A 19,578-nucleotide genomic window follows, 5' to 3' on the forward strand; every position below is an offset into this window, starting at 1 on the left:
TTGTGCTATTCCTGATAACTCAGCGGGATCTTAACACCGCCGATTTCCACATCCTGCCAGGCTTTTGCCCTGCCCTTTATCTGATTATCACGTAGCGCCTTGTCGAACGTCTCGCGGCTTAACGTTTCTGGCACCTGCGTACTCCAGCCCACCTGACGCCACTGGCCCTGGTCGCGCGCCGCCACGCTGCAACTGCGATCCGCACTGCTGCACAGCAAAACCTCGTCTTTTCCGTCACGGTTAAGGTCAATAGCCGCCACGACACAGCTGCCTTTTTCATATAGACAACCGCGCACGCTATACGAATTCTCTTTACGCACCCATTGCCACCAGCTGGCGTCCGGGGCTTCCGCACCTTTAGCAAGCGTAATGGCGTGGCGCAGATCATCGTCATCAACCGGCGCCGCTGAATCCTGCGCCAGCATGTTGTAAAGCATCTGACGGTTTTCCTTATTCGCCATAAATTTCTCGTTATTGCGAAGCTCAACGAGCGCCGCCTGGCCGCGTCGCCCGGCGTGCTGAAGCATATAAAGACTCATATAATCCGCCTCTTGCGCGCCGCTAAGATAGCGCGCCATCTGGCTTTCGACGCTGATACGCCATGGGTCGAGAACCGGGGAATGGCTTAACACCAGTAACGCGAGTGAGAACAGCATTACTATCCGGCCGCCCGCGTCCCGCGCGGTTTCGCCATGTTTGATCCGGCGCACCGCATGCACCGTTGCGCTGATAGCCCAGCACAATACGGTTGCCGTAATCAGCGCGGCGTAGACGCGCGACGGCGTCCAGCCGTATTGCTGCACGCGAAGCCCCAGCGACCACGCGGCCACGCCGGCAAAAAGCGGCGTGACGATAAGCCCAACGGTATTGAGCAGACGCAACGCCTTATGCGGCGCAGCCGCGCTGCGCCAGGGCGCGCAGGCCAGGCTCGTGAGCATCAGCAGCATCAATGCCAGCGTGTTCAGCAGCGCATTACAGGAGGTGCGCGCCGCCAGTCCTTCCAGCCCGACGAACGGCAGCGTAACTAAAAACAGCAGCGCGATAAGCGCCGCCAGCGGCAGCAAGCCGGAGGCCACCTGCGTGAGAAAGCGGATTAGCGCATCGGTAATGCGCGTCTGGCTGCGGCACAGCAGCAGGCAAACCGCGCCTGACACCGTCCCCATCACGTAGCCAAACAGTGGCGTACTGAAAAACAGCACGTCGAAAAAGGGAATATTCACTGCGCTGAAAAGCTTCGCCCACAGCAGTAGTACGCCCCAGAACACGCCCGCCAGCGCCAGTGCCAGCAGCAGCGCCACGCCGTTATTCCACAGCGCCAGTTTGCGCGACGCAGACTCGTCATTCGCGCGGCCATGTTGCAGCCAGGGCATCACCATAAACAGCATCGCGCCCAGATGGAAATACCACTGGGCGATCATCTCGCCGGCATCCAGCTCATCTACACCCGTTATCGACCAGCGCATCCAGCCTGACATCACGCCCACCAGCAACAGGGTTGCGCCTGTCATTATCCAGAATCGCTGCGCGCGCAGGCGCGTCGCCGCAAGCGTCACGCTCACGCATAAGGCTATCGCAAGCGAATGGACGACCAGCGCCGAGCCAGGGCTCATCCTCCACAGGCTGTGCGGGCCGGTTAAAAAGAGAAGAAAGCCGCAGAGCGCGGCGATAGCAATAATGCCCCAGCGTGTTACAGGCGCCATCGGGTGCAGTTCAGACATGACCTTAATCCTTTAAAAAACGATTCACGCGCTGAAGATATTCGGCATTCGTGAAGTGAGCGTGAAGTATGAAGAAAGTCCCTTTCTCTGTCAGCGGCGGGCGCGTGGTCGTAAAAACACGATTATCCGGTGCGATCGCCCACCGGTTTTGGTTTTCACAGCACAGATAATTTTCTTCAGGAAAGCGCTTACAGTCACAAAGTGCGGGTTTAGCGAGTGGCTTTTATAACATATTCGGAACAATTAACGCGTTCACAGATAAAATGTTGCCATACTCTGAATCCCGTCGTGACCGGACTCACAGAACTTTCCACTATGGCGCCCCTGGCGACCCATCAGTAACGTAAATCTATGAAGCCTGTCGCGGTTAACGTCCCCGGAACAACCCTACAATTTCAGTTAGTATAAATTGGCTAAGGAGCAGTGAAATGCGAGTTACAGGCATAACCCCGCAGGATCTCAAGGCTTACGGCATTAACGACGTCCAGGAGGTGGTTTATAACCCCGATTATGAAATGCTGTATAGCGAAGAGCTTGATCCGTCGCTTGAGGGCTACGAGCGTGGGGTACTAACGAATCTGGGTGCGGTCGCCGTCGACACGGGCATTTTTACCGGCCGTTCGCCGAAGGATAAATACATCGTTCGCGATGACACTACTCGCGATACGCTGTGGTGGTCCGATAACGGCAAAGGCAAAAATGATAATAAACCTCTCACACCGGAAACCTGGCAGCACCTGAAAGGCCTGGTCACGCAGCAGCTTTCCGGCAAGCGCCTTTTCATCATCGACGCGTTTTGTGGCGCCAACCCGGACAGCCGCCTGTCGGTGCGTTTTATTACCGAAGTGGCCTGGCAGGCGCATTTCGTTAAAAACATGTTCATCCGTCCTTCTGAGGACGAACTCGACGGCTTCGAGCCTGATTTCATCGTGATGAATGGCGCGAAGTGCACCAACCCGGACTGGAAAACGCAGGGGCTTAATTCCGAGAACTTTGTCGCCTTTAACCTGACTGAACGGATGCAGCTGATTGGCGGCACCTGGTACGGCGGCGAAATGAAAAAAGGCATGTTCTCTATCATGAACTACTTGCTGCCGCTGAAAGGCATCGCGTCGATGCACTGTTCGGCGAACGTCGGGGAAAAAGGCGATGTGGCGGTGTTCTTCGGCCTCTCCGGCACCGGTAAAACTACACTGTCCACCGACCCGAAACGCCGTCTTATCGGCGATGACGAACACGGCTGGGATGATGACGGCGTGTTTAACTTTGAAGGCGGCTGCTACGCCAAAACGATCCGTCTTTCTGAAGACGCTGAGCCGGATATCTACCACGCCATCCGCCGCGACGCGCTGCTGGAAAACGTCACCGTGCGCGACGACGGCAGTATCGACTTCGACGATGCGTCGAAAACGGAAAACACCCGCGTTTCGTACCCTATTTATCACATCGATAACATCGTGAAGCCGGTGTCGAAAGCGAGCCACGCTACGAAAGTTATCTTCCTGACCGCTGACGCGTTCGGCGTACTGCCGCCGGTCTCACGCCTGACCGCCAGCCAGACGCAGTACCATTTTCTGTCAGGCTTTACCGCAAAACTGGCAGGGACCGAGCGCGGCGTGACCGAGCCGACGCCAACCTTTTCGGCATGCTTCGGCGCAGCGTTCCTGATGCTGCATCCGACACAATATTCCGAAGTGCTGGTAAAACGCATGCAGGCGGCGGGCGCGCAAGCGTATCTGGTCAATACCGGCTGGAACGGCACCGGCAAACGCATCTCGATTAAGGACACGCGTGCGATTATCGACGCCATCCTGAACGGTTCGCTGGATGACGCGGAAACCTTCACGCTGCCGATGTTTAACCTGGCGATCCCAACCAGCCTGCCTGGCGTCGATGAGCGCATTCTCGACCCGCGCAATACCTACGCCTCGCCGGAACAGTGGCAGGAAAAAGCCGGGCAACTGGCGAAGCTGTTTATCAGCAACTTCGAAAAATACACCGATACTCCTGCTGGTGCCGCGCTGGTGAGCGCCGGTCCGCAGCGCTAAAGACTCGCTAAGAAAAACGGCTCCCTCAGGGAGCCGTTTTTTTATGGTGTGATGCCGTTAGCTGTTTTTCACAACCGCCGTCCCTACCGGCACAGGCAACCAGGCGCGAATACGTAACCCGCCACGCTCGCTCTTACCGATATCCAGCAAACCGTGATGGTTATCCACGATGCGCTGCACAATGGCGAGACCAAGCCCGGTGCCACTCGTGCTGCGTGCGCTGTCGCCGCGCACGAACGGTTGCAGCAGATGTTTTAGCTGAGATGGTTCAATGCCCGGCCCATCATCCTCCACCTGGAACCAGGCGCGGTTAAGCTCGGTGCCGCTGCTCACTTTGATCCAGCCGTTGCCGTAGCGCGCCGCGTTGACCACCATATTCGCCACGGCGCGTTTGATAGAAAGCGGATGAATGCGCAGCGGGATCTCGCCGCTTTGCAGGGCCGTTTCTATCTCGCGCTCATAGCCGCTTTCCGAGGCGATCACTTCGCCGAGCACCGCGTTGAGATCTGCCGTTTCGAGCGGCATCTCCTGTCCGGTGCGCAGATAGTCGATAAACTGCTCGATAATGGCGTTGCACTCTTCGATATCTTTATTGATCGACTCGGCGAGATAGCCGTCACCTTCGCTCATCATTTCTGTTGCCAGGCGAATGCGCGTCAGCGGTGTGCGCAAATCGTGGCTGACTCCCGCCATCAGTAGCGTACGATCGTCGGCCAGTTGTTTGACGCCGGCGGCCATATGGTTAAAGGCGCGTGTTACCGAGCGCACTTCAGAAGCGCCATATTCACGAAGCGGCGGCGGGATAATCCCTTTACCGACCTGCAATGCGGCGTGTTCAAGCTCCACCAGCGGCCGGTTCTGGATGCGGATAAACAACCAGGCGCCACCAATTGCCAGCAACATAATGGCAAGCGTATAGCGGAACAGCGGCGAGAAATCGCCCTGATGAATTTCAGTCAGCGGCACGCGCACCCAGATATTGGGCGACAGCCAGGTCTTCAGCCACACCACCGGCGAGCTTTTGTTCACCTCGACACGCACTTCCGTCGGGCCGCCAAGCTGCTGCGCCATCTGCTGGCTTAAAAATTCGTAATGCTGCGCCCAACGCAAACCCGCCTCTTCCGCCGCCTCGTTGGTATAAAGTGAAATCCCAAGTTCACGGTAGATCTCACGACGAAACGCTGGCGGCACCACCAGCTGCGTCCCGTCCTCCAGCAGGAGTTTATCGGTCATCAGCATACGCACTTCGTAGGCCAGGACTTTATTAAACTGCTGGAGGCTCGGCAGGATGGCGAAGTTAAGCACCACCAGGTAGGTCGTCACCAGGCTTGCGAACAGCAAGGTGACGATAAGAAGCAGCGTGCGGGCGAAAGAACTACGCGGCGAGAAGCGCAGCTTCCTCATGCTTTAGCGCCGTCCGGCACAAAAACGTAGCCAAGACCCCAGACGGTCTGGATATAGCGAGGATGCGCCGGGTCTTCTTCCACCATGCGGCGCAGGCGGGAGATTTGCACGTCGATGGAACGCTCCATCGCGGAGTATTCACGACCACGGGCCAGGTTCATGAGCTTATCGCGCGACAACGGCTCACGCGGATGGCTGACCAGCGCTTTCAACACGGCGAATTCACCGCTGGTGAGCGGCATCGGTTCATCTTCACGGAACATCTCGCGGGTGCCGAGGTTCAGTTTGAATTTACCAAAAGCGATGACGGCTTCTTCCTGCGACGGCGCGCCTGGCAGTTCGTTGGCCTGACGGCGCAGAACGGCGCGGATACGGGCCAGCAGTTCACGCGGGTTAAACGGTTTAGGGATGTAATCGTCGGCGCCAATTTCCAGCCCCACAATACGATCCACTTCTTCGCCTTTCGCGGTGACCATAATAATGGGCATCGGGTTACTCTGGCTGCGCAGACGGCGGCAGATAGAAAGCCCGTCTTCGCCAGGGAGCATCAGATCAAGCACCATCAGGTGGAAGGACTCGCGGGTCAGCAGGCGGTCCATCTGTTCGGCGTTTGCTACGCTGCGCACCTGGAAGCCTTGCTCGGTGAGGTAACGCTCAAGCAGCGCGCGCAGGCGCATATCGTCGTCCACCACCAGAATTTTGTAATTTTCCTGCATTGTGTTTACTCCCAAAGGCTCAAACAGTTGTAACACCATTCTAAAAAAGTGTGCGTCAGCCGGTGAGTTAAATCTGGTATATATTCTAGTCGAAATTGTTACAAAGCATATTTAACAGCAGCTTATCTTCACTTTCCATCACAAAACCGGCACGCCGGAAAAACAAAACGGGCGCAAATTGCTTTGCGCCCGCGTCGTTAAGAGACTGTTATTTAAGCGCGACGCTGGCGTAACCCATAAAAGAACACCACGATAAAGCACAGCAGAGGCAGCCCGTACGCCACGGCAGTGCTGTAGCTATCTGCCACGGCACCCATGAAGTACGGCATAATTGCGCCGCCGACAATAGCCATAATCATAAACGAACTGGCGCGTTTCGTGTGGCTCCCCATGTTTTTTACGCCCAGCGCGAAAATGGTCGGGAACATAATCGACATAAAAAAGAAGACCGCGATAAGCGCCACGACCGACACGCCGTCGATACTCATCATAACCAGCCCGCACAGCACAATATTCACCAGTGAATAAAGCACCAGCAGCGTGGCGGCGCGTACGCGCCCCATCAGCCAGGTACTGAAAAAGCGCCCCACCATAAAGCTAATCATCGCCACCGACAGCAAATACGACGCGTGCTGGCTGGTCACGCCCTGCCAGTGCTCGGTCGCGTAGTTAATAAAGAACGCACCGACGCCAACCTGAGCAGCCACATAAAAGAATTGCGCCACCACGCCGCCGGTAAAGTGGCGATGCTGCCATAAGCCCTTCGACGGTTGTCCGGCGACCGTCTCTTCCGCTTCGCGAATATCCGGCATCGGCGTGCGGCGGAACAGGAAAGCGATAACCAGCACCAGTAACGCGATGCCGACATAAGTCATCTTCACCATGCCCTGGCCGCCGTCGGCGTTATGGGTGGCCGAGAAAAAGAGTGTGCCGCCGATAAGCGGCCCCATAAATTGCCCAAGGCCATTGAACGACTGCGCCAGGTTCAGCCGACGCTCCGCGCCTTGCGGATCGCCAAGCACCGTCGCATAGGGATTCGCGGCGGTCTCAAGGCAGCCAAGTCCGCAGGCGATAACGAACAACGCAAAGAGGAACAGCATGAAACTGTTGGCGCCCGCGGCAGGCACAAACAGCAGCGCGCCTAAAGCGTATAAACAAAGCCCCACCAGGATCCCCGCTTTGTAGCCGCGCTTTTCCATGAAATAGCCCGCCGGTAACGCCACCAAAAAATAGGCGCCGAAATAGGCCGCCTGCAACAGCCCGGACTGCGCCTTCGAGACGTGCAGCGTCTCCTGGAAATGTTTATTGAGGACGTCCAGTAATCCGTAGGACAACCCCCACATAAAAAAGAGGCTCGTCACCAGCATCAGCGCCAGACGCAGGCCAGGCGCAGCCCCGACGCGGGCCTGAGCCGGCGTCGCCGTTTTATTCACTAGCATGGTTATATCCTCGGTAGAGTACAGTGTGGTGTTATTGTTCCTGCAAAGAGAATATGCGCTCCATGACCACCCATTTTTCGCCCGCAGGCGTCCACGGTGTGGGCTTCTGGTACTGCCACATCAGCGCTTCCCAGCGCTGAATTTCCGGGTTAGTCAGGCTCTGCTGGCTGAAGTGGTCAGCGTCAAAATCACCGTCCACCTCCATCACCATAAAAAGCCGGTCACCAAGCCGGTAAATTTCCATTCCCCGAACGCCGCAGGCGCGCAGGTGCGCCGCCACGCCGGGCCATATTTTCTGGTGTAGCCGCTGGTATTCGGCGATTTTCTCCGGCGAATCGACCAGATCCAGCGCCTGACAGATCCGCCGCACCTGCCCGCCGCTCATGAGAGAGCCCTGTCGAGATGTAAATAACCGCCATCCACGGAGAGCCATTGCCCTGTGGTGTGCGAAGCGCGCGACGAGAGCAAAAACACCACGGTGTTCGCTATCTCTTCCGGCGTGGTCATGCGCTTGCCAAGCGGGATCCGCGCGCCGATTGCGGCGAGTTGCTGCTGCGGTTCGGGAAAGGTGTTGATCCAGCGCTCGTATTGCGGCGTCATGACTTCGGCAGGCACCACGGCGTTAACCCGCACGCCGCGCTCGCGCAGCGACACCGCCCATTCGCGCGTCAGCGCCAGCACCGCCCCTTTCGCCGCGGTATAACCGCTGGTGCCGCCCTGCCCGCTGAGCGCTGTTTTCGAGGCGATATTGACGATGGCGCCAGCGGCCGTTTCCAGCGCTTCGCGGCAAAGATGCGCCATCAGATAGTAATGAATCAGGTTCTTCTCAAGCGAGCCGACAAACGCCTCGCGCCCCGCTTCCAGCCCGACGCCGTCATTCACGCCGGCGTTATTGACCAGCCCGTCGAGGCGGCCAAACGTATCCAGTACCTGCGCCACCGCCGCGCGGCACGCGTCTTCCTGGCACAGATCCGCGATGATGACCCGGCTTTCCGGCGCACGCTGGCGAAGCGTCGCCACAAAGTCTGGTTCGGGCGACACATTCGTGATAATCACCGGCACCGCGCCTTCTTGCGCGAGTAGCGTCGTCACCGCCGCGCCGATACCGGAGCCGCCGCCGGTCACGATAACCACTTTATTATTCAGAAACAGATCCACGCTGCGCCTCCGTTAGGCCATACACCCGACACGCGGTTTCACCCCAGATAGCCGCACGTTCGCTACTGCTCAGCGAAGCGAACGCCGTATCGCAAAGCGCATACACCTGCGCATACTCCGCCGCCAGCAGACAGACCGGCCAGTCAGAGCCGAACATCAGCCGTTCGGGGCCGAAAAGCGCCAGCGCCGCGTCGAAAAAGGGCCACAATTGTTCATCACGCCACGCATACCCCGGCGCCTCCGTCACCAGTCCCGAGAGCTTACAGACCACATGCGGCAGCGCAGCGAGCGGTTTTACCTGTTCGGCCCAGTGCGCCGCACCACGTGCGATATCCGGTTTGCCGAAATGGTCGAGGACTATCCAGTGCTCGTCATGGCGAGCGGCGAAGCGCGCGCCGGCCTCCAGATGACGGTGCGTCACCAGCAGATCCCAGGCATAGCCCTGACGCTGTAGCTGGCGCATGCCCTGCGCCACGTCGTTGCGCGCAAGCCAGGCGGCCGGGTCTGGCTCGTCCTGCGCCTGATGGCGCAGCCCGCATAACAACAACCGCCAGCGGGCGAGCTGTTCTTCAATGTCCGGGGCCGTGATATCGAGCCAGCCCACCACGCCCCGTACGCCAGGCGCCTGCGCACACTGCGCCAGCAGCCATGCGGTTTCCGCCTCGCAGTGGCGCGCCTGCACCGCTATTGCGCCATCAAAGCGCTGCGCCGTCAGCGAAGGCTGCAACTGCGCGGGGCCGAAATCCTGCCGAAGCGCCGTCATGGCGTCGTCTATCCACGGATAATCCTGCGGTTGATAGCGCCAGTAGTGCTGATGGGCATCAATGCGAACCATCCGCCCCTCCGCGATACCGGTACTGCTCAACAGAAGTGGGGCGCATCTCAATGGAATACCCTGGCGCCTGCGGCGGCATATACGCGGCGTTGCGGATGTCGCACGGATGAAGGAAATGCTCATGCAAATGATCGACATATTCGATAACGCGCCCTTCGTGCGTACCGGCAATGCAGAGATAATCGATCATGGAAAGGTGTTGGACGTATTCGCACAGGCCCACGCCGCCCGCATGCGGACAAACCGGCAGGCGATATTTCGCCGCCATCAGCATGACCGCCAATACCTCGTTAACGCCCCCCAGACGGCAGGCGTCGATCTGCACCACATCGATAGCGCCACGCATGATGAACTGTTTAAACAGGATGCGGTTCTGGCACATTTCGCCAGTGGCGACTTTTACGGGCGCAACCCCCTCACGGATACGACGATGGCCTTCCACATCGTCCGGGCTTGTCGGTTCTTCAATAAACCAGGGTTTCGCGAAGGCCAGCGCTTTCACCCAGGGGATAGCCGCATCGACATCCCAGACCTGGTTGGCGTCGATCATCAGTTGCCGGTCCGGGCCGAGCGTTTCGCGCGCGATGCGCACGCGGCGGATGTCATCCTCCAGATCACGTCCCACTTTCAGTTTGATGTGCGAGAACCCGGCGTCCACGGCCTGCTGACAGAGACGACGCAGCTTTTCATCGTCATACCCAAGCCAGCCCGCCGATGTGGTGTAACAGGGGTAGCCCTGCGCCAGCAGCGTTTCAAGGCGCTGCGCTTTACCCTCGCTGCGGCTTTTCAGCAAGGCCAGCGCTTCCTCGGGTGTAATACAGTCGGTGATGTAGCGAAAATCAATACAGCGCACAATCTCCTCAGGCGTCATCTCCGCCACCAGCCGCCATACCGGTTTGCCTTCCGCTTTAGCCCACAGATCCCACACCGCGTTGACCACCGCGCCGGTAGCGAGATGAATAGCCCCTTTATCCGGCCCAATCCAGCGCAGCTGGCTGTCGCTGGTGAAACGTCGCCAGAACGCGCCCATATCCGCAGCGATGGTTTCCAGCGTTTCACCGACGATGAGATGCTCCAGCGCGCGGATAGCCGCGCAGCAGATCTCATTGCCGCGACCGATGGTGAACGTCAGCCCATGGCCCGCGAGGGCCGGATTATCGGTCTTCAGAATGACGTACGCGGCGGAGTAATCCGGGTCGGGGTTCATCGCGTCGGAGCCGTCGAGCTGCTGCGAGGTCGGAAAGCGAATATCTTCCACCTGCAACGCAGTGATCCGGGTCATGGCGTCTCCTCCACGGTGCGCTGCTGCTGTTCACCCAACCCTTCAATGCCGAGACGAATTGTCTGTCCGGCGCGCAGATAAACCGGCTGTGGTTTCTGCCCCATGCCAACGCCCGACGGTGTGCCTGTGGAGATCACATCGCCTGGTTGCAGGCTCATAAAACGGCTCAGGTAGCTAATAATGTGGGGAATTTTAAAAATCATGGTGCTGGTGCTGCCGTCCTGGTAGCGCTTGCCGTCTACCTCAAGCCACAGGCGCAGCGCATGCGGGTCGGGAATTTCATCCGGCGTGACCAGCCACGGGCCGGTAGGGCCGAACGTGTCGCAGCCTTTGCCTTTATCCCAGGTGCCGCCACGTTCTATCTGGTATTCACGCTCGGAGACATCATTAATGACGCAGTACCCCGCCACGTGGCTCAGGGCGTCACGCTCATCGATATAGCGTCCGCCTTTGCCAATCACCACGCCAAGCTCCACTTCCCAGTCTGTTTTCTGTGAACCGCGCGGAATGATGACGTCATCATTTGGCCCGACAACCGCGCTGGTCCACTTACCAAAGACCACAGGCTCCGCCGGAATCGCCGCGCCGGTTTCCGCCGCATGGTCGGCGTAATTCAGGCCGATGCAGATAAACTTGCCGATGTTACCCACGCACGCGCCGAGACGCGGCATACCGTCAACGACCGGCAGGCTCCCCAGATCCAGTTCGCCGAGCCGCGCCAGGCTTTCCGGCAGCAGCGCCGCGCCGCTGAGATCGTCGATGTGTTGCGATAAACAGCGGATACGCCCTTCGCGGTCCAGCACACCCGGACGTTCACGGCCCGGCTCTCCATAACGTAATAATTTCATGCGGTTTCCTGCTTTTGGTCGAGTGGCAATCAGTTACTCCAGCCGCCGTCGATGATTTGCACGGTGCCGGTGGTATAGGCGCTGGCGTCAGAGGCCAGATAGAGCGCAAGCTGGGCGATTTCTTCCGGCTTGCCGATGCGCCCGACGGGCTGGCGGGCGACAAACGCCGCGTATACTGCCTCTTCGGTCTGTCCCTGCGCGCGCGCCTGCTCGGCGATGCGGGAACGGAGCGAAGGGGAATCTACCGTGCCGGGGCAGATGGCGTTACAGCGCACGCCCTGCGCGACGTAATCCGCCGCCACCGAGCGCGTAAGCCCAATCACCGCGGCCTTGCTGGTGCTATAAGCGAAGCGGTTCGGCACGCCTTTTACGCTGGAGGCCACGGACGACATATTGATGATTGACCCGCCGCCCTTCTCAAGCATGCCCGGCAAAAAGGCGCGAATGGTGTGGAACATGGCGGTAACGTTAAGATCCAGCGCAAACTGCCATTCCTGCTCGCTGCATTCCAGAATCGAGCCGCTGTGCACCACGCCTGCGCAGTTAAACAGGACGTCAAGCGGTCCCAGCGTTTGCGCCGCGGCGGTAATAGCGGCGGCATCGGTGACATCAAGCTGTAGCGGCGTTATGCCTTCAAGTGCGTTAAGCGCCGTCACGTTAATATCGCTTGCGATAACCTCTGCGCCAGCGGCGGCAAAGCGCCGCGCGCTGCTATAACCAATGCCCTGTCCTGCGGCGGTGATAAGGACGCGTTTCCCGGTAAGATCCATGGTTTTCCTCTGGTCTAAAGGACTAATGGTCAGGCCATTAAGAGGAGTCAAAGGCCTGACCTTTAGCATGACAAATCAGGCGTAACCCGCTATCGTGAACCCAGAATGTTGCAAAAACGCTCGGCTTTATGCGTTTTGATTAACTATTTATTTACACCGCGATAACTAATACTCAAGCGCGTTGACTGATATTTGTGCACTTAATCACTGTCTATGACGTGAGCAAAGGTGAACCATGCCGATTACTCGTCTCGAAAACCCGCGTATTTACAGGCAGATAGCTGACCAGCTGCGGCGGCTTATCGAAAACAATGAATTTCCGCCCGGCAGTCGTCTGCCTTCGGAGCGCGACCTGGCGGAGCAGTTGCAGGTCAGCCGCGCGTCGGTGCGCGAGGCGCTGATCGCGCTGGAAGTGATAGGCCTGGTGGATGTGAAAGTCGGCAATGGGGTTATCGTTAAAGCCCGCACGCCGGACATCGCGCCGCGCGAGCCCGTCATGGCGCAGGCCGGGCGTAACCAATGGACGGAAATCGACGACGAACTGGATATCGATCTCGATTTTAACGCCGAACTGCCGCCGTTTTCGTTGTTGCAGACGCGGCTGTTGATCGAGCCGGAAACGGCGGCGCTGGCGGCTCGCCACGCAAGTCCCGACGAGCTCGCCGCGATTCGCGCCGCCTTTGAGCAAAACTGCCGCGACAACCGCGCCGGCTCGGACACGCATCCCGGCGATCGGCTGTTTCATATTCGCATCGCCCAGGCGAGCGGCAACCCGGCGTACGCCTTTATCATCGGCCACCTGCTCGGGCACCGCTACGGCAGCATGTTCCGTATGCTGCAACGCCACTACACGCCGGACGATATGCCGCACCGCTCAGAACAAGAGCATCGCGCGATTCTGGACGCCATTGAAGCCCGCGACGTGCGCACAGCCCGCCGCGCAATGAAAGCGCATCTCGATCAGGTCATCGCTATTTTTACCCGCAGCCAGTGAGCGCGGTTATCTTTCAGGGCGCGGGCGCTTCACATTCGCAACCGCGCCCGCTAAGGTACGGACGTTAAAATTGTCAGCGAAGGCCAGTCGATGAAAACGCCGTTAATTACCCGCGAAGGTTACGAAAAACTCAAAAAAGAACTCGACTATCTGTGGCGCGAGGAGCGGCCTGAAGTCACCAAAAAAGTGACCTGGGCGGCAAGCCTTGGCGATCGCAGCGAAAACGCCGATTACCAGTACAACAAAAAACGCCTGCGCGAAATCGATCGCCGCGTGCGCTATCTCACCAAATGCCTTGAGCACTTAAAAATCGTCGATTACTCGCCGCAGCAGGAAGGTAAAGTCTTTTTCGGCGCCTGGGTTGAAGTCGAAAACGACGACGGCGACGTAAAACGTTTTCGTATCGTCGGTTATGACGAGATTTTTGGTCGTAAAGATTACATCTCCATAGACTCCCCCATGGCCCGCGCGCTGCTCAAAAAAGAGGAAGGCGACGTGGCGACCGTACAGACGCCGGGCGGCGAGGCCACCTGGTATGTCAACGCTATCGAGTATGTGAAGTAACCCCACCGGATAGCTCCGAAACCCGCCACGGGCGCGGCTACGGCTGGCATTTTTACCCTTCAGTCCGTATAACTGTGCCCTGACTTTTTGTACTTAACAGATGATATTGCCATGATGAATGATTCGCTCAGTCGTATTATCGCCAGTGAGCTTCAGGCCAGAGCCGAACAGGTAGACGCTGCCATTCGCCTGCTTGATGAAGGGAACACCGTGCCGTTTATTGCACGTTATCGTAAGGAGGTCACCGGCGGTCTGGACGACACCCAGTTGCGTCAGCTGGAGACGCGTCTGGGTTACCTGCGCGAACTGGAAGAGCGCCGCGCGGCTATCCTTAAATCGATTGCCGATCAGGGCAAACTCACTGATGAACTTCAGGCGGCCATCACTGGCACCCAGAGCAAAACCGAGCTTGAAGATCTCTATCTGCCTTACAAACCGAAGCGCCGCACCCGCGGGCAGATAGCCATTGAAGCCGGCCTTGAGCCGCTCGCCGAACTGCTGTGGAATGACCCCTCCCACGAGCCAGAAGCGGAAGCAGCGAAATTTATCGACGCTGAAAAAGGCGTGGCTGACACCAAAGCGGCGCTTGATGGCGCGCGCTATATCCTGATGGAACGCTTCGCCGAAGACGCGGCGCTGCTCGCCAAAGTGCGTGACTATCTGTGGAAAAACGCACATCTGGTTTCGGCCGTCGTGCCAGGCAAAGAGGAAGAAGGCGCGAAATTCCGCGACTATTTCGCCCACCACGAACCGATTTCCACCGTGCCCTCGCACCGTGCGCTGGCGATGTTCCGCGGACGTAACGAAGGCGTATTGCAGTTATCGCTCAACGCCGATCCGCAGTTCGACGAGCCGCCGCGTGAGAGCTACTGCGAGCAGATCATTACTACGCATCTGGGGCTGCGCCTGAATAACGCACCCGCTGATAGCTGGCGTAAAGGTGTGGTGAGCTGGACCTGGCGTATTAAGGTATTGATGCATCTGGAAACCGAGCTGATGAGCACCGTGCGCGAACGCGCCGAAGACGAAGCCATCAATGTGTTTGCTCGCAACCTGCATGATCTGCTGATGGCCGCACCTGCGGGCCTGCGCGCCACGATGGGCCTCGATCCGGGCCTGCGTACCGGCGTGAAAGTCGCGGTGGTGGACGCCACTGGCAAACTGGTCGCCACCGATACCGTTTACCCGCACACCGGACAGGCGGCGAAAGCAGCGGTGGTTATCGCAGCACTGTGCGAAAAGCATAACGTGGAGCTGGTCGCTATCGGCAACGGCACCGCATCACGCGAAACCGAACGTTTCTTCCTTGATGTGCAAAAGCAATTCCCTAAAGTGACCGCACAGAAGGTCATTGTCAGCGAGGCGGGCGCGTCGGTGTATTCAGCCTCTGAACTGGCGGCGCAGGAGTTCCCGGATCTCGATGTCTCGCTGCGCGGTGCGGTCTCTATCGCCCGTCGTTTGCAGGACCCGCTGGCGGAACTTGTCAAAATCGACCCGAAATCTATCGGCGTGGGCCAGTATCAGCATGATGTAAGCCAAAGCCAGCTGGCGCGTAAGCTGGATGCGGTGGTGGAAGACTGCGTGAACGCAGTGGGCGTTGACCTGAACACCGCCTCAGTGCCGCTGCTGACCCGCGTGGCAGGCCTGACGCGCATGATGGCGCAAAATATTGTGTCGTGGCGCGATGAGAACGGCCAGTTCCGTAACCGTCAGCAGTTGCTGAAAGTGAGCCGCCTGGGGCCGAAAGCCTTCGAGCAGTGCGCGGGCTTTCTGCGTATTAACCATGGCGACAACCCGCTTGACGCCTCGACCGTTCACCCGGAAGCGTACCCGGTCGTGGAGCGTATTCTGGCGGCGACGGAACAATCGCTGCGCGATCTCATGGGCAACAGCAATGCGCTTCGCAACGTGAAGGCGGTTGATTTTACCGACGAGCGTTTCGGCGTGCCGACCGTGACCGACATCATCAAAGAGCTGGAAAAACCGGGCCGCGACCCGCGTCCCGAATTCAAAACGGCTCAGTTCGCTGACGGCGTGGAGACAATGAACGATCTGCAACCCGGTATGGTGCTGGAAGGCGCGGTGACCAACGTGACTAATTTCGGTGCGTTTGTGGATATCGGCGTACATCAGGATGGCCTGGTGCATATTTCCTCGCTGTCCGATAAGTTCGTTGAAGATCCGCACACCGTGGTGAAAGCGGGCGATATCGTGAAGGTGAAAGTGCTGGAAGTGGATTTGCAGCGTAAGCGCATTGCGTTGACGATGCGTCTGGACGAGCAGCCGGGCGAAGGCAACGCGCGGCGCGGTGGCGGCAATAACCGCGAACCGCAGAACCGCCCGGCGCAGAACCGTAAACCCCAGCGCGAGAGCGCAGGCAGCGGCAACAGCGCCATGAGTGATGCGCTCGCCGCCGCGTTCGGCAAGAAACGCTAAACGTTGCGACATAAAAAGGCCGGGACACCGGCCTTTTTATTGTCTTATACCGGCGCGTGGCGCTCCGCTTCCCTACGCTGTAATGTCCCCGTTTTTTCTTTTTTACGGTAAGTAAGCGCCAGCGCATCCGCCTTTTTACTACCGCCTCACGCGCGGTTTCCCAGAAAGACTCGCATTAAAACGGCATACCCGGAAATAAATACAAATATGTTCGCGGTTACATTTTTCATTTAAATAACAATTCCACTTAATAAATAACACTGCGCCCGTGAAAATGAATAAACACACGACCATCATTAAATTTAACTCAATGAATAATAAAGATTAAATAAAGGGAGAACGTTTACCGAAACGCACACTGCCCTGTTTTTTTGCGCCAGAACAAATAAAGCTCAAAAATTGTCGCGGCGCGTCAATATTGCATTGAAGATAAAAACCATTCTCATTACCATCTTAAGCAGATAAACAATCCTTTCCCGCGCAATAATCGGCCCCGGCCGTTGTATAGCCACGGTTCTCCGCCGCTGAGCGCATCCGGAATAAGCAGGTTTTATGCAATTCACGCCTAACAGTAGCTGGAAAATAACCGGTTTCGCCCGGGAGATCAGCCCGGCCTACCGCCAGAAATTATTGTCGCTCGGCATGCTGCCGGGTTCGTCGTTTGAGGTAAAACGTGTCGCGCCATTAGGCGACCCGGTACATATCGAGACCCGACGTGTAAGTCTGGTGCTGCGAAAAAAAGATTTGGCGCTGTTGCAGGTTGAAGCGGCCCGCTGACCTCTCTTTGTCTTGAGTTTATGCAAATGAAAAAATTAACCATCGGCTTAATCGGCAATCCTAACTCCGGCAAGACCACGCTGTTTAATCAGCTCACCGGCGCGCGTCAGCGCGTGGGCAACTGGGCGGGCGTGACGGTGGAGCGCAAAGAGGGCAGCTTCGCGACCACCGACCATCAGGTCACGCTGGTCGACCTTCCGGGCACGTATTCTCTTACTACCATTTCCTCCCAGACCTCGCTGGATGAGCAGATAGCCTGCCATTACATTCTCAGCGGCGAGGCGGACATGCTGATAAACGTGGTGGATGCGTCTAACCTTGAGCGCAACCTCTACCTGACGCTGCAACTGCTGGAACTTGGCATCCCCTGCGTGGTGGCGCTGAACATGCTGGATATCGCCGAAAAGCAACATATACGCATTGATATCGACGCGCTGTCGGCCCGCCTCGGCTGCCCGGTCGTGCCGCTGGTTTCCACGCGGGCGCGCGGTATTGACAGCCTGAAAATGGCGCTGGACCGCCATCAACGCAACCAGGATATGGAACGCGTCCACTATCCCGCTCCGCTCTCCGCGGCGGCGGACACGCTGGCCGCCGCGATGCCGGACGACCTGTCCGCGCAGCAGCGCCGCTGGCTGGGGCTGCAAATGCTGGAAGGCGATATCTACAGCCGCAGCATCGCAGGCGCAGGGGCCGCGCGGCTCCCGCAGACGCTGGCGCAGCTTGAAACCGAACTTGATGACCCGGCGCTTTATATTGTCGACGCGCGCTATCAGAGCATCTCGGCCATTTGCGACGCCGTCAGCAACAGCCTTACCGCCGAGCCCGCCCGGCTTACCGCGGCGATTGATAACATTATCCTTAATCGGTTTCTGGGTCTGCCGGTCTTTCTCGGCGTGATGTACCTAATGTTCCTGCTCGCCATTAACATCGGCGGCGCGTTGCAGCCGATCTTCGATGCGGGCTCGGTGGCGATTTTCATTCACGGTCTCCAGTGGGTTGGCTATACGCTGCATTTCCCGGCCTGGCTGACGCTTTTCCTCGCGCAGGGGATCGGTGGTGGCATCAACACTGTTTTGCCGCTGGTGCCGCAAATCGGCATGATGTATCTGTTCCTGTCGTTTCTTGAAGATTCCGGCTATATGGCCCGCGCGGCGTTTGTGATGGACCGTCTGATGCAGGCGCTGGGGCTGCCAGGTAAATCATTCGTGCCGTTGATTGTCGGCTTTGGCTGCAATGTCCCGGCGGTGATGGGCGCACGCACGCTGGACGCCCCGCGCGAACGTCTCATGACCATCATGATGGCGCCGTTTATGTCCTGCGGCGCACGCCTGGCCATTTTTGCGATCTTCGCTGCGGCCTTTTTTGGTCAGGAGGGCGCACTGGTGGTCTTTTCGCTCTATCTGCTCGGTATCGTGATGGCCATTCTGACTGGCCTGATGTTGAAATATACGATCATGCGCGGCGAAGCCACGCCGTTTGTAATGGAATTGCCGGTGTACCACGTGCCGCACCTGAAAAGCCTGCTGCTGCAAACCTGGCAGCGTCTGAAAGGGTTTGTGCTTCGCGCCGGGAAAGTCATCGTGATCGTCAGTATTTTCATTGGTGCGCTCAATAGCTTCTCGTTTAGCGGCAAACCCGTGGACAACATCAACGACTCCGCGCTGGCTTCCGTGAGCCGTGTGTTGACGCCGCTGCTGAAGCCCATCGGCGTGCAGGAGGACAACTGGCAGGCGACTGTCGGCTTATTCACGGGTGCGATGGCAAAAGAAGTGGTAGTCGGGACGCTCAACACGCTCTACACCGCCGAAGATATCCACGAGGCGCCGTTTGACGCCGCCAGTTTTAGTCTCACCGACGAGCTGACCAGCGCGCTGGCTGAGACCTGGCAGAGCCTGAAAGACACCTTCAGCCTGAGCGTACTCGCAAACCCCATTGAGGCCAGCAAAGGCGATGGCGAGATGGCGACCGGCGCGATGGGCGTCATGAGTGCTAAATTTGGCAGTAACGCTGCGGCGTACAGCTACCTGGTCTTTGTGCTGCTCTATATTCCCTGCATTTCCGTGATGGGTGCGATTGCCCGCGAGTCGAGCCGCGGCTGGATGGGCTTTTCTATTCTCTGGGGGCTGAACATCGCCTATTCACTGGCGACGCTGTTCTACCAGACCGCGACATTCCAGGCACATCCGCTCTACAGCCTGACGGCGATGCTGACGGTGGTGCTGTTTAATGTCGTGTTGCTCACCGCGCTGCGCCGTGCGCGTAGCCGGGTAGATGTCAGCCTGCTGGCGCCGCGCCGTGAGGCCCGCTGCTGCGACACCCCTGCCGGGGAATGCCACTAATGGCGACGCTGATTCAGGTGCGGGATCTACTGGCGCTCTCAGGGCGTATGGACGCGCAGCGTATCAGCGAACAGCTCGCCGCGCCCTTGCCGCTGGTCAATGCGATGCTTAACCGGCTGGAGGCCATGGGAAAAGCTGAACGTCAGGAAGAGGAATTATCGGGCTGTCTGAGCGGCAGTTGCCGCGCCTGCCCGCAGGGCAAAGCCTGCCGCAAAGAGGTGTGGCGGCTGCGTTAGCAGTGAGGGCG

17 protein-coding genes are annotated in these 19,578 nt (G+C 58.3%); 7 read left to right on the forward strand and 10 right to left on the reverse strand.

The genetic code is table 11. From position 1 onward, the window contains the following. Positions 1 to 5: 5 nt before the first annotated feature. Positions 6 to 1,718 (reverse strand): DUF4153 domain-containing protein, encoded by a 1,713-nt coding sequence (locus AFK62_RS18545; protein ID WP_007671912.1) that lies wholly within the window; start codon positions 1,716 to 1,718, stop codon positions 6 to 8. Positions 1,719 to 2,146: 428 nt separating this feature from the next. On the opposite strand from AFK62_RS18545, the gene pckA reads away from it, so the two are divergent. Next, a complete protein-coding gene (gene pckA / locus AFK62_RS18550; protein WP_007671910.1) occupies positions 2,147 to 3,766 on the forward strand; it encodes a phosphoenolpyruvate carboxykinase (ATP) in 1,620 nt (539 codons plus the stop codon). Between the two features lie 57 nt (positions 3,767 to 3,823). Here pckA and envZ read toward each other — a convergent pair whose 3' ends face one another. From envZ to AFK62_RS18595, 9 genes are all read right to left on the reverse strand, one after another. Beyond that, positions 3,824 to 5,170 carry a two-component system sensor histidine kinase EnvZ gene (gene envZ / locus AFK62_RS18555; protein ID WP_007671906.1) on the reverse strand — a complete coding sequence of 449 codons (1,347 nt, stop codon included), beginning with the start codon at positions 5,168 to 5,170 and terminating at the stop codon, positions 3,824 to 3,826. Next, entirely contained in the window at positions 5,167 to 5,886 is a 720-nt protein-coding gene (ompR, locus tag AFK62_RS18560; protein WP_006177890.1) for an osmolarity response regulator transcription factor OmpR, read from the reverse strand. Before ompR ends, envZ begins: the two co-directional genes overlap by 4 nt. Positions 5,887 to 6,098: 212 nt before the next feature. Next, a complete protein-coding gene (locus AFK62_RS18565) occupies positions 6,099 to 7,325 on the reverse strand; it encodes a sugar MFS transporter (protein ID WP_007671898.1) in 1,227 nt (408 codons plus the stop codon). A gap of 31 nt (positions 7,326 to 7,356) precedes the next feature. Beyond that, on the reverse strand, positions 7,357 to 7,710 hold the full coding sequence (locus tag AFK62_RS18570; RefSeq protein WP_007671897.1) for an L-rhamnose mutarotase: 354 nt from the start codon (positions 7,708 to 7,710) through the stop codon (positions 7,357 to 7,359). Beyond that, positions 7,707 to 8,483, reverse strand: a complete 777-nt coding sequence (locus AFK62_RS18575; protein ID WP_007671896.1) for an L-fucose dehydrogenase — start codon at positions 8,481 to 8,483, stop codon at positions 7,707 to 7,709. The genes AFK62_RS18570 and AFK62_RS18575 overlap by 4 nt, the downstream gene beginning before the upstream one ends. After that, positions 8,464 to 9,318: an amidohydrolase family protein gene (locus AFK62_RS18580; protein ID WP_007671895.1), complete on the reverse strand. Its 855-nt coding sequence runs from the start codon at positions 9,316 to 9,318 to the stop codon at positions 8,464 to 8,466. Before AFK62_RS18580 ends, AFK62_RS18575 begins: the two co-directional genes overlap by 20 nt. Then, positions 9,305 to 10,600, reverse strand: coding sequence for an L-fuconate dehydratase (locus tag AFK62_RS18585; RefSeq protein ID WP_007671894.1), 1,296 nt, complete (start codon positions 10,598 to 10,600; stop codon positions 9,305 to 9,307). The genes AFK62_RS18580 and AFK62_RS18585 overlap by 14 nt, the downstream gene beginning before the upstream one ends. Next, the gene (locus tag AFK62_RS18590; RefSeq protein ID WP_053532074.1) at positions 10,597 to 11,448 is read right to left on the reverse strand and encodes a fumarylacetoacetate hydrolase family protein; all 852 of its coding nucleotides are present in this window, start codon (positions 11,446 to 11,448) and stop codon (positions 10,597 to 10,599) included. Before AFK62_RS18590 ends, AFK62_RS18585 begins: the two co-directional genes overlap by 4 nt. Before the next feature lie 29 nt (positions 11,449 to 11,477). Further along, positions 11,478 to 12,218, reverse strand: a complete 741-nt coding sequence (locus AFK62_RS18595; RefSeq protein WP_007671873.1) for an SDR family oxidoreductase — start codon at positions 12,216 to 12,218, stop codon at positions 11,478 to 11,480. A 235-nt stretch (positions 12,219 to 12,453) separates the two neighbouring features. Here AFK62_RS18595 and AFK62_RS18600 point away from each other — a divergent pair, with 235 nt between their 5' ends. The 6 genes from AFK62_RS18600 to feoC all read left to right on the forward strand — a co-directional run bounded on the left by AFK62_RS18600 (position 12,454) and on the right by feoC (position 19,567). After that, a complete protein-coding gene (locus AFK62_RS18600) occupies positions 12,454 to 13,212 on the forward strand; it encodes a FadR/GntR family transcriptional regulator (RefSeq protein WP_007671870.1) in 759 nt (252 codons plus the stop codon). Positions 13,213 to 13,302: 90 nt separating this feature from the next. Then, positions 13,303 to 13,776, forward strand: coding sequence for a transcription elongation factor GreB (greB, locus tag AFK62_RS18605; RefSeq protein WP_007671866.1), 474 nt, complete (start codon positions 13,303 to 13,305; stop codon positions 13,774 to 13,776). 111 nt (positions 13,777 to 13,887) lie between these two features. Then, positions 13,888 to 16,212 (forward strand): Tex family protein, encoded by a 2,325-nt coding sequence (locus AFK62_RS18610; protein ID WP_007671851.1) that lies wholly within the window; start codon positions 13,888 to 13,890, stop codon positions 16,210 to 16,212. Positions 16,213 to 16,764: 552 nt separating this feature from the next. After that, entirely contained in the window at positions 16,765 to 16,989 is a 225-nt protein-coding gene (gene feoA / locus AFK62_RS18615) for a ferrous iron transporter A (RefSeq protein ID WP_007671848.1), read from the forward strand. A 26-nt stretch (positions 16,990 to 17,015) separates the two neighbouring features. Next, positions 17,016 to 19,331, forward strand: a complete 2,316-nt coding sequence (gene feoB / locus AFK62_RS18620; RefSeq protein WP_053532075.1) for a Fe(2+) transporter permease subunit FeoB — start codon at positions 17,016 to 17,018, stop codon at positions 19,329 to 19,331. Further along, positions 19,331 to 19,567, forward strand: coding sequence for a [Fe-S]-dependent transcriptional repressor FeoC (gene feoC / locus AFK62_RS18625; protein ID WP_007671844.1), 237 nt, complete (start codon positions 19,331 to 19,333; stop codon positions 19,565 to 19,567). Before feoB ends, feoC begins: the two co-directional genes overlap by 1 nt. Positions 19,568 to 19,578 lie beyond the last annotated feature (11 nt).

This window comes from Cronobacter condimenti 1330 (assembly GCF_001277255.1).
Lineage (GTDB): Bacteria > Pseudomonadota > Gammaproteobacteria > Enterobacterales > Enterobacteriaceae > Cronobacter > Cronobacter condimenti.